The 9003-nt window shown below is 60.1% G+C and carries 17 protein-coding genes; all 17 read left to right on the top strand.

Going from position 1 to position 9003, the window contains the following annotated elements; genetic code table 11:
* The first annotated feature begins 9 nt into the window (after positions 1-9).
* The 17 genes from rpmC (at position 10) to ACXYMS_RS13100 (ending at position 8984) form a co-directional block, all read left to right on the top strand.
* Positions 10-204: a 50S ribosomal protein L29 gene (rpmC, locus tag ACXYMS_RS13180; protein ID WP_104894180.1), complete on the top strand. Its 195-nt coding sequence runs from the start codon at positions 10-12 to the stop codon at positions 202-204.
* A gap of 12 nt (positions 205-216) precedes the next feature.
* Positions 217-462, top strand: coding sequence for a 30S ribosomal protein S17 (rpsQ, locus tag ACXYMS_RS13175; RefSeq protein ID WP_458906938.1), 246 nt, complete (start codon positions 217-219; stop codon positions 460-462).
* A 63-nt stretch (positions 463-525) separates the two neighbouring features.
* On the top strand, positions 526-894 hold the full coding sequence (gene rplN, locus ACXYMS_RS13170) for a 50S ribosomal protein L14 (protein ID WP_086469610.1): 369 nt from the start codon (positions 526-528) through the stop codon (positions 892-894).
* Positions 894-1205 (top strand): 50S ribosomal protein L24, encoded by a 312-nt coding sequence (rplX, locus tag ACXYMS_RS13165; protein WP_458906935.1) that lies wholly within the window; start codon positions 894-896, stop codon positions 1203-1205. The genes rplN and rplX overlap by 1 nt, the downstream gene beginning before the upstream one ends.
* Entirely contained in the window at positions 1198-1755 is a 558-nt protein-coding gene (gene rplE, locus ACXYMS_RS13160; protein ID WP_458906934.1) for a 50S ribosomal protein L5, read from the top strand. Before rplX ends, rplE begins: the two co-directional genes overlap by 8 nt.
* 32 nt (positions 1756-1787) lie before the next feature.
* Positions 1788-2093, top strand: a complete 306-nt coding sequence (rpsN, locus tag ACXYMS_RS13155) for a 30S ribosomal protein S14 (RefSeq protein WP_458906932.1) — start codon at positions 1788-1790, stop codon at positions 2091-2093.
* Between the two features lie 13 nt (positions 2094-2106).
* Complete coding sequence (gene rpsH, locus ACXYMS_RS13150; RefSeq protein ID WP_056308241.1) at positions 2107-2505, top strand: 30S ribosomal protein S8; 399 nt, start codon at positions 2107-2109, stop codon at positions 2503-2505.
* A 47-nt stretch (positions 2506-2552) separates the two neighbouring features.
* A complete protein-coding gene (gene rplF, locus ACXYMS_RS13145) occupies positions 2553-3086 on the top strand; it encodes a 50S ribosomal protein L6 (protein ID WP_458906929.1) in 534 nt (177 codons plus the stop codon).
* A gap of 12 nt (positions 3087-3098) precedes the next feature.
* Positions 3099-3461 (top strand): 50S ribosomal protein L18, encoded by a 363-nt coding sequence (rplR, locus tag ACXYMS_RS13140; RefSeq protein ID WP_254672694.1) that lies wholly within the window; start codon positions 3099-3101, stop codon positions 3459-3461.
* Positions 3462-3481: 20 nt separating this feature from the next.
* A complete protein-coding gene (gene rpsE / locus ACXYMS_RS13135) occupies positions 3482-4015 on the top strand; it encodes a 30S ribosomal protein S5 (RefSeq protein WP_254672695.1) in 534 nt (177 codons plus the stop codon).
* A gap of 20 nt (positions 4016-4035) precedes the next feature.
* Positions 4036-4224 (top strand): 50S ribosomal protein L30, encoded by a 189-nt coding sequence (gene rpmD, locus ACXYMS_RS13130; protein ID WP_458906927.1) that lies wholly within the window; start codon positions 4036-4038, stop codon positions 4222-4224.
* A 15-nt stretch (positions 4225-4239) separates the two neighbouring features.
* Positions 4240-4740 carry a 50S ribosomal protein L15 gene (gene rplO / locus ACXYMS_RS13125; RefSeq protein ID WP_458906926.1) on the top strand — a complete coding sequence of 167 codons (501 nt, stop codon included), beginning with the start codon at positions 4240-4242 and terminating at the stop codon, positions 4738-4740.
* A 134-nt stretch (positions 4741-4874) separates the two neighbouring features.
* Positions 4875-6215, top strand: a complete 1341-nt coding sequence (gene secY, locus ACXYMS_RS13120; protein WP_458906925.1) for a preprotein translocase subunit SecY — start codon at positions 4875-4877, stop codon at positions 6213-6215.
* Positions 6212-6775, top strand: coding sequence for an adenylate kinase (locus ACXYMS_RS13115; protein WP_458906923.1), 564 nt, complete (start codon positions 6212-6214; stop codon positions 6773-6775). The genes secY and ACXYMS_RS13115 overlap by 4 nt, the downstream gene beginning before the upstream one ends.
* Before the next feature lie 173 nt (positions 6776-6948).
* A complete protein-coding gene (rpsM, locus tag ACXYMS_RS13110; RefSeq protein WP_061906820.1) occupies positions 6949-7317 on the top strand; it encodes a 30S ribosomal protein S13 in 369 nt (122 codons plus the stop codon).
* 153 nt (positions 7318-7470) lie between these two features.
* The gene (rpsK, locus tag ACXYMS_RS13105) at positions 7471-7863 is read left to right on the top strand and encodes a 30S ribosomal protein S11 (RefSeq protein ID WP_046104437.1); all 393 of its coding nucleotides are present in this window, start codon (positions 7471-7473) and stop codon (positions 7861-7863) included.
* Positions 7864-7958: 95 nt separating this feature from the next.
* Positions 7959-8984 (top strand): DNA-directed RNA polymerase subunit alpha, encoded by a 1026-nt coding sequence (locus ACXYMS_RS13100; protein WP_458907021.1) that lies wholly within the window; start codon positions 7959-7961, stop codon positions 8982-8984.
* The last annotated feature ends 19 nt before the right edge of the window (positions 8985-9003 follow it).

The following is a 9003-nucleotide window of genomic DNA, read 5'->3' as shown; positions in this document are numbered from 1 at the left end:
AACACGAGCATGAAAGCCAGTGATGTGCGGGCCAAGACCGCAGACGAACTGAAAGATCAGCTCGTCGACCTGAAGAAAGAACAGTTCAACCTGCGTTTCCAGCGCGCTACCCAGCAGTTGGAAAAGCCGGCCAGGGTTCGGGAAGTCCGTCGCGATATCGCGCGGATCAAGACCGTCCTCGGCCAAAAGAACGCAGCTAAGTAAGGATTTACACCCATGCCAAAGCGCGTTTTGCAGGGAACCGTCGTCTCAGACGCTAATGACAAGACCATCGTGGTTCGCGTCGAGCGCCGTTTCACCCATCCGCTTCTGAAGAAGACCGTGCGTCGTTCCAAGAAGTACCACGCCCACGACGAGAACAACGTGGCCAAGATCGGTCAGATCGTGTGGATCGAGGAAACTGCGCCGGTTTCGAAGAACAAGCGTTGGGCACTTGTCCCCGCTTCTTCGCCGTCTGCGTAAGAGAAACAATTCAGGTCGGCGCCCGGATGACGGTGCAGCCGATAAACTAGAAGGCATCCAGTCATGATCCAGATGCAGTCCAATCTCGACGTCGCCGATAATTCCGGCGCCAAGCGAGTCATGTGCATCAAGGTGCTGGGCGGTTCGCACAGGAAATACGCCTCGGTCGGCGACATCATTGTCGTTTCGGTCAAGGACGCCATTCCGCGCGGTCGCGTTAAAAAGGGCCAGGTGATGAAGGCCGTGGTGGTTCGCACCGCAACCGACATCCGCCGTCCCGATGGCACCGTCATCCGTTTCGACAAGAACGCCGCCGTTCTTCTGAACAATCAGAAAGAACCGATCGGCACCCGTATCTTCGGACCGGTTCCGCGCGAGCTCCGCGCCAAGAACCACATGAAGATCATCTCGCTTGCCCCAGAGGTGCTGTAATGGCCGCCAAGATCAAGAAGGGCGACAAAGTGGTCGTCCTGGCCGGCAAGGACAAGGGCAAGACCGGTCAGGTCCTGTCCGTCATTCCGACCGAAACCAAGGCTCTCGTCCAGGGCATCAACCTGGTCAAGCGCCACACCAAGCAGACCGCCTCGAGCGATGCCGGCATCTTCACCAAGGAAGCGCCGATCCATCTGTCCAACCTGGCTGTCGCCGACAAGGATGGCAAGCCGTCCCGCGTCGGTTTCCAGATCAAGGATGGCGTGAAGACCCGCGTCGCCAAGACCACCGGAGATCAGATCGATGGCTGAGACCGCTTACATTCCGCGTCTCCGGACCGAGTATGACACGAATATCAAGGCCGCCCTGCGTGAGCAGTTCGGCTACAAGAATGTCATGGAGCTTCCGCGCCTCGACAAGATCGTGCTGAACATGGGCGTCGGCGAGGCTGTCAACGACACCAAGAAGGTGAAGTCGGCCGCTGACGAGCTGCAGAAGATTTCCGGCCAGAAGCCGATCATCACCCATGCCCGCAAGTCGATCGCCGGCTTCAAGGTCCGCGAGCACATGCCGCTGGGCGTGAAGGTCACGCTGCGCAAGACCCGCATGTACGAGTTCCTGGATCGCCTGGTGAACATCGCACTGCCGCGCGTCCGTGACTTCCGTGGCCTCAACCCGAATGCGTTTGATGGTCGTGGCAATTATGCCATGGGCCTGAAGGAACACATCGTTTTCCCCGAGATCAACTATGATCAGATCGATCAGGTCTGGGGTATGGACATCGTGATCTGCACGACTGCCCAGAGCGACGACGAGGCCCGCGCGCTTCTCAAGGCTTTCAACTTCCCGTTCCGCCAGTAAGCGGCTTCGAGGAAGGGATAAAGGATCAGGACATGGCAAAGACCAGCTCCATCGAAAAGAACAAGAAGCGCGTTGCCCTCAACAAGCAGCTTGGTGACAAGCGCGCTGCCCTCAAGGCAACCATCAAGAACCAGGACACGCCGATTGAAGAGCGTTTCAAGGCCAGCCTCAAGCTGGCCGAGATGCCCCGCAATTCGGCGAAGGTCCGCATTCGCAACCGTTGCGAAGTGTCGGGCCGTCCGCGTGGCTATTATCGCAAGCTCAAGATGAGCCGTATCGCCCTGCGTCAGCTGGGCAACCTGGGTCAGATCCCGGGTCTGGTGAAGTCGAGCTGGTAAGGAGAAACATCAAATGAGCTTTTCCGATCCCATCGGCGATATGCTGACCCGCATCCGCAACGCTCAGGAGCGTCGCAAGAATTCCGTTTCGACTCCGGCCTCGACCCTTCGCGGTCGCGTGCTGGATGTTCTCCAGTCCGAGGGTTTTATCCGCGGCTACTCGGAGACCAAGTTCGAGAATGGCGCTGCCGAGTACGAGATTGAACTCAAGTATTCGGATAATGAAGGCGTTATCCGTACGATCGAGCGCGTTTCGCGTCCCGGCCGTCGGGTGTACGCATCCGTCAAGAATATCCCGCAGGTTGCCAATGGCCTGGGTGTCTCGATCCTCTCCACCCCCAAGGGTGTGATGGCCGACCACGAAGCCAAGGCTGCCAATGTGGGTGGCGAGGTACTCTGCCGCGTCTTCTAAGCCAATTGGCTTAGGGGATCGGCAAGACGATTACTCAAGGAAGCATTATGTCACGTACTGGCAAGAAACCGGTGCCCCCGGTGAGCGGCGTCACGGTAGCGATCGATGGTCGCGCCCTGTCTGCAAAGGGCCCCAAGGGCGAATTGAGCATGCAGCTCATGGATATCGTCAATGTCGAGCAGGGTTCGGACGGCGTTGTCGTCACCCCGGCAAATGATACCCGTGAGGCACGCGCCGCCTGGGGCACGACCCGCGCGCTGATCCAGAACATGGTCACCGGGGTGAGCGCCGGCTTCGAGAAGAAGCTCGCGATCCAGGGCGTGGGTTACCGCGCTGCCATGCAGGGCAAGGATGTGAAGCTCTCGCTGGGCTTCAGCCACGAAGTGATCTATGAGGCTCCCCAGGGCATCACCCTTGCCGTTCCGGCGCCGACGGAAATCGTCGTAACCGGCATCGACAAGCAGCAGGTTGGTCAAGTTGCGGCCGAGATCCGCGGCTGGCGTCCCCCCGAGCCCTACAAGGGCAAGGGCGTGCGTTACGCCGGCGAGCAGGTCTTCCGCAAAGAAGGCAAGAAGAAGTAAGGAGCGCCACCGATGGCAATTTCTGCAAAAGGTGCGGAACGCCGCAAGGCCCGTGTCCGCAAGGCGCTCAAGGCTCGTGCCTTTGGTCGTCCGCGTCTCAGCGTGTTCCGCTCGGACAAGAATATCTACGCCCAGATCATCGACGACACCACCGGTCGTACGCTGGCTGCCGCCTCGACCCTCGAAAAGGACCTGCGCGGTTCGGTCAAGAACGGTGGCAATGCCGATGCAGCAGTGGCTGTCGGCAAGCTGATCGCCGAGCGTGGCGTGAAAGCTGGTGTGGCCGAGGTCGTGTTCGACCGTGGCGCCTATATCTATCATGGCCGTGTTAAGGCCCTTGCAGACGCTGCCCGTGAGGGCGGTCTGCAGTTCTAACAACGGCGAGGAAAAGAAATATGAGCAGAGACGTTCAGGAACGCGAAAGCGAGTTCGTCGATCGCCTGGTCCACATCAATCGTGTGGCCAAGGTTGTGAAGGGCGGCCGTCGCTTCGGTTTTGCCGCCCTCGTCGTTGTCGGTGACCAGAAGGGTCGCGTCGGGTTCGGCCACGGCAAGGCCCGTGAAGTGCCCGAGGCCATCCGCAAGGCAACCGAGCAGGCCAAGCGCCAGATGATCCGCGTGCCGCTGCGCGACGCCCGTACGCTTCACCACGATGTCACCGGCCGCCACGGCGCCGGCAAGGTCATCCTGCGTGCAGCCGTCGCCGGTACCGGTATCATCGCCGGCGGCCCGATGCGCGCCGTCTTCGAGACGCTGGGCATCAACGACATCGTCGCCAAGTCGCAGGGTACTGCGAATCCCTACAACATGGTTCGCGCCACTTTCGACGCCCTCAAGCGCGTTGACAGCCCCCGTTCGGTGGCTTCTCGTCGCGGCATCAAGGTTTCCGAACTCCAGGCTCGCCGCGGCGAGACTGCAGTCGAAGCCTGATAGGGCCCTGGAGAAGTACAATGGCTAAAGACAAGACAATCGTTGTCCAGCAGGTCGGTTCGCCGATCCGCCGTGAAAAGAGCCAGCGCGCGACCCTGATCGGTCTCGGGCTCAACAAGATGAACAAGCAGCGTGAGCTTATTGATACGCCCGAAGTTCGGGGCATGATCAAGAAGATCCCGCATCTCGTCCGCGTTGTCGGCGAGTAAAGGAAGGTCGGATCAATGACTCGTTTGAACGAACTTCGCGATAATCCGGGCGCTAACAAGGTCCGCGTTCGCGTGGGCCGTGGTATTGGCTCGGGCGTCGGCAAGACCGGTGGTCGCGGTGGCAAGGGCCAGACGGCTCGCGCCGGTGTGGCGATCAACGGTTTCGAAGGCGGCCAGATGCCCCTTCACATGCGTATGCCAAAGCGCGGCTTCAACGCCTGGAACCCTTCGGACTTCAATGAAGTCCGTCTGGACCGTATTCAGGCCTATATCGACGCCGGCAAGCTCGACGCCAAGGGCGTGATCGATGCTGCTGCCCTGATCGCAGCGCGCGTCATTCGTCGCCCCAAGGACGGCGTGCGGCTGATCGGCTCGGAAGGCTTTTCGGCCAAGAAGGTCACCTTCAAGGTCGACTACGCTACCAAGGGCGCTACCGCTGCCATCGAGGCTGCCGGCGGCAAGCTCGATCTCATCCCGGTCAAAGAGACCTGGAAGAAGACCCCGTACGCCAAGTAATTCATTTGGCAGGGCGCACCCGGGCAACAGGCTGGGTGCGCTCTTTTGGTTTGTTGCGTCTGGCCGGCACATATTCCATATATGCGTCTCCAGCGCTCCGAGCGCACCTGGCATCTAAGCCATAGGAGCGGTATATGGCGTCCGCAGCCGAACAGCTGGCACGTAATCTCAGTTTCTCGACCTTTTCGAAGGCCAAGGCCCTTCAGCAGCGCATCTGGTTCACTCTCGGAGCGCTGCTTGTTTATCGTCTGGGCACCTTCATTCCGGTTCCCGGCATTGATCCCGACGCCTTTCGCGCGACGTTCGAACAGTCGCAGCAGGGCATTATCGGCATGTTCAACATGTTCGCCGGTGGTGCTGTCGAGCGTATGGCGATCTTTGCACTGAACCTGATCCCCTACATCACGGCATCGATCGTGGTGCAGGTGGTTTCGACCGCGTCGCCGCGGCTCGAAGCCCTCAAGAAAGAGGGTGGAGAAGCGGGCCGTCGCAAGATCAACCAATATACGCGCTATCTCGCCGTCGTGTTCTGCGCCGTGCAGGCCTATGGCATTGCCGTGGGCCTCGAAGGCAGCCAGGGCGTGGTGCTCAATCCGGGCTGGTTCTTCCGCATTTCCACCGTGATTACCTTGGTGGGCGGCACGATGTTCCTGATGTGGCTGGGCGAGCAGATTACCGCGCGCGGCGTCGGCAACGGCATTTCGCTGATCATCTTTGCCGGTATAGTGGCGAACCTGCCTGCGACCGTTGCACAGACACTGGAACTGGCCCGCACGGGCGCCATTCCGGCCTTTGCAGGCCTGGGCATGCTGGTGCTGGCGCTGGTCGTGATCGCGGTGATCGTATTCTTCGAACGCGCTCAGCGACGCTTGCTGATCCAGTATCCGAAGCGCCAGGTGGGCAATAAGCTGTTCCAGGGCGACACGTCGCACCTGCCGCTCAAGCTCAACACCTCGGGCGTGATCCCGGTGATCTTCGGTTCGTCGCTGCTCTTGCTGCCAGCCACGATTGCCTCGTTCGCCGCCCAGGGCAATGCGCCGGGCTGGCTGACGACGGTGACGGCGCTGTTGGGGCGCGGGCAGCCGCTCTATCTGGCCCTGTTCGCCTTCTTCATCATATTCTTCGCCTTCTTCTATACGGCGATCGTGTTCAATCCGTCCGATACCGCTGACAATCTCAAGCGGTCCGGCGGGTTCATTCCCGGCATCCGTCCTGGTGAGCGGACGGCCCAGCACATTGACTATGTGCTGACCCGCATCACGGTGGTCGGCGCGCTCTATCTGACGATCGTGGCATTGATCCCGGAAGTGCTGTTCAGCCAGCTGGCGGTCAGCCAGTTCATCGGGGGCACATCGCTGCTGATCATGGTGACGGTGACACTCGATACGATCACCCAGATCCAGAGCCATCTGGTGGCCCAGCAATATGAGGGGCTGTTGAAGAAATCCCGTCTTGGAGGAGGCAAGCGTCGATGAGGTTGATCCTGTTGGGCCCGCCGGGAGCGGGGAAGGGGACGCAGGCCAAGATCCTGGTGGAGGCCTATGGCATTCCCCAGCTTTCGACCGGTGATATCCTTCGTTCCGCCATTGCCGACAAGACTCCTCTGGGGCTAGAGGCCAAGGCGATCATGGACCGTGGCGATCTGGTGTCCGATTCGGTCGTCAACGGCATTGTTTCCGAGCGACTCGATGCCGAGGATTGCAAGCCCGGCTTCATTCTCGACGGCTTCCCGCGCACCATTGCGCAGGCTGAGGCCCTCGACCGGATGATGGCCGACAAAGGCGTCCGACTCGATGCGGTCATTGAGCTCAAGGCTGACGCTGATGAACTGGTGCGCCGGGTGATCCAGCGCTCTAAGGACAGCGGTCGGGCAGATGATAATCCCGATGTCATCCGCAAGCGCCTGGAAGTCTATGAAAGCAGCACGGCGCCATTGGTCGATTATTACGGCCGGCAGGGCCTGGTGAAAACGGTCGACGGCATGTCGCAGGTCGATCAAGTCACTTCGGATATCAAGTCGGCGCTTGGTACCTAAATTGATCCGGGCAGGGGCTGTTGACTCCGCCCGGTTCTATCCTTAAAGAACCGCACCAGTCTCATGGATCATTGGGCTGGATTCGGTTCTCCCTTAGTTGGGGGTCGAAATCCGGTCCCTTGTTGTTTAAAGGCACCCGCCGCGATGGCGCGTGTGAATGAAGGAGAGCAGACGTGGCTCGTATTGCTGGCGTCAATATCCCGACGAACAAGCGCGTGGTTATCGCGCTGCAGTATATTCACGGGATCGGCGAGAAGTTCGCCAATGATATCACCACCAAGGTCGGAATCCCGGCCGAGCGCCGCGTCAATGAACTGACCGACGCCGAAGTGATCCAGATCCGTGAAGCCATCGACCGCGATTATGTCGTGGAAGGTGACCTGCGCCGCAACGTGGCGATGAATATCAAGCGCCTGATGGATCTGGGCAACTACCGTGGCCTGCGTCACCGTCGTGGCCTGCCGGTCCGCGGTCAGCGTACCCATACCAATGCGCGTACCCGCAAGGGTCCGGCAAAGCCGATCGCCGGCAAGAAGAAGTAATCTGGTCCCGCAATCGCGGGGCGGAAGGTTGAACTGGAATTGGCGGGGCAAGCCTTCGGATGGCTCGAGAAGAGTTGGCCGGATGTCTTGAACCGCTTCTTCCGTGGTGGAGCTGCTGGTATTACGGCAGCGCCGATACCCTAGAGGATAGTAATGGCTAAGACTGAAGTTGCGCGCGTCCGTCGCAAGGAGCGCAAGAACATCACCTCCGGCGTCGCCCATGTGAACGCCTCCTTCAACAATACGATGATCACCATCGCCGACATGCAGGGCAACACGATTTCGTGGTCCTCCTCGGGCGTGATGGGCTTCAAGGGTTCGCGCAAGTCGACCCCCTATGCTGCCCAGGTTGCTGCTGAAGATGCGGCAAAGAAGGCTCAGGAACACGGCATGAAGACCCTTGAGGTGGAAGTTCGTGGTCCGGGTTCAGGCCGTGAATCGGCTCTGCGCGCTCTGCAGGCCGCCGGCTTCAATGTCACCTCGATCCGTGACGTTACGTCGATCCCACACAATGGCTGCCGCCCGCGCAAGCGGCGCCGCGTCTAACAAGACGATTGGTGGGCTCCCGGCCGATTGAATGGGCCGGGAGTCCTATTGTGTTTGCGGCGGAGCGGCCGAAATGGCCGCTAAATTGAAAGGACATAACCGTGACGATCCAGAGGAACTGGCAGGAACTGATCAAGCCGACCAAGCTGGACATTGTTTCGGGCAGCGACAACGCGCGCGTGGCTTCGGTTGTTGCCGAGCCGCTTGAGCGCGGTTACGGGCTTACCCTGGGCAATGCCCTTCGTCGCGTGCTGCTGTCGTCGCTTCAGGGCGCGGCAGTGACCGCGATCCAGATTGACGGCATTCTGCACGAATTCTCCTCGCTGCCCGGTGTACGCGAGGACATCACCGATCTCGTTCTCAACGTCAAGGAAATCGCCCTGAAGATGGGTGGCGAAGGCCCCAAGCGCCTGACCCTCTCCAAGCAGGGTCCCGCTGCCGTCACTGCTGGCGACATCAAGGTTTCCGGTGACATCGAGGTGCTCAACCCCGAGCTGGTGATCTGCCATCTCGACGACGGCGCCGAGATCAATATCGAGTTCACCGTCGACACCGGCAAGGGCTATGTCCCGGCCGACAAGAACCGTCCCGAGGACGCCCCGATCGGTTACATTCCGGTCGATGCGCTGTTCTCGCCGGTTCGTCGTGTCAGCTACAAGGTCGATGCGACCCGTGCCGGGGAAAGCCTCGACAAGGACAAGCTGACCCTGAGCGTCGAGACCAATGGTGCCATCTCGCCGGAAGATGCCGTGGCCTATGCTGCGCGTATCCTGCAGGACCAGCTTTCGGTCTTCGTCAACTTCGAAGAGCCCACCAAGGAGAAGGCCCAGGACGCTGTCCCGGAACTCGCCTTCAACCCGGCGCTGCTCAAGAAGGTCGACGAACTCGAGCTGTCGGTGCGTTCGGCAAACTGCCTCAAGAACGACAACATCGTCTATATCGGCGACCTGATCCAGAAGACGGAAGCCGAGATGCTGCGGACTCCGAATTTCGGCCGCAAGTCGCTCAACGAAATCAAGGAAGTCCTGGCACAGATGGGGCTTCATCTCGGAATGGACGTCAACAACTGGCCGCCCGAGAATATCGATGACCTCGCCAAGCGCTACGAAGATCATTATTGATCCGGCGCTGCCCAGACTT

This window comes from Devosia sp. CAU 1758 (assembly GCF_054482695.1).
The sequence above is the reverse complement of the archived record's forward strand: the minus strand, read 5'-3'. Positions and strand labels throughout refer to the sequence as shown.

Bases quoted from the DNA above. Each gene is read 5' to 3' on its own strand.
- rplR (WP_254672694.1), top strand. From the start codon at position 3,099: ATGGCAATTTCTGCAAAAGGTGCGGAACGCCGCAAGGCCCGTGTCCGC.
- rplE (WP_458906934.1), top strand. From the start codon at position 1,198: ATGGCTGAGACCGCTTACATTCCGCGTCTCCGGACCGAGTATGACACG.
- rpsK (WP_046104437.1), top strand. From the start codon at position 7,471: ATGGCTAAGACTGAAGTTGCGCGCGTCCGTCGCAAGGAGCGCAAGAAC.
- rpsE (WP_254672695.1), top strand. From the start codon at position 3,482: ATGAGCAGAGACGTTCAGGAACGCGAAAGCGAGTTCGTCGATCGCCTG.
- rplX (WP_458906935.1), top strand. From the start codon at position 894: ATGGCCGCCAAGATCAAGAAGGGCGACAAAGTGGTCGTCCTGGCCGGC.
- rplF (WP_458906929.1), top strand. From the start codon at position 2,553: ATGTCACGTACTGGCAAGAAACCGGTGCCCCCGGTGAGCGGCGTCACG.
- rpsN (WP_458906932.1), top strand. From the start codon at position 1,788: ATGGCAAAGACCAGCTCCATCGAAAAGAACAAGAAGCGCGTTGCCCTC.
- secY (WP_458906925.1), top strand. From the start codon at position 4,875: ATGGCGTCCGCAGCCGAACAGCTGGCACGTAATCTCAGTTTCTCGACC.
- rplN (WP_086469610.1), top strand. From the start codon at position 526: ATGATCCAGATGCAGTCCAATCTCGACGTCGCCGATAATTCCGGCGCC.
- rpsQ (WP_458906938.1), top strand. From the start codon at position 217: ATGCCAAAGCGCGTTTTGCAGGGAACCGTCGTCTCAGACGCTAATGAC.
- rplO (WP_458906926.1), top strand. From the start codon at position 4,240: ATGACTCGTTTGAACGAACTTCGCGATAATCCGGGCGCTAACAAGGTC.
- rpmC (WP_104894180.1), top strand. From the start codon at position 10: ATGAAAGCCAGTGATGTGCGGGCCAAGACCGCAGACGAACTGAAAGAT.
- rpmD (WP_458906927.1), top strand. From the start codon at position 4,036: ATGGCTAAAGACAAGACAATCGTTGTCCAGCAGGTCGGTTCGCCGATC.
- rpsH (WP_056308241.1), top strand. From the start codon at position 2,107: ATGAGCTTTTCCGATCCCATCGGCGATATGCTGACCCGCATCCGCAAC.
- ACXYMS_RS13115 (WP_458906923.1), top strand. From the start codon at position 6,212: ATGAGGTTGATCCTGTTGGGCCCGCCGGGAGCGGGGAAGGGGACGCAG.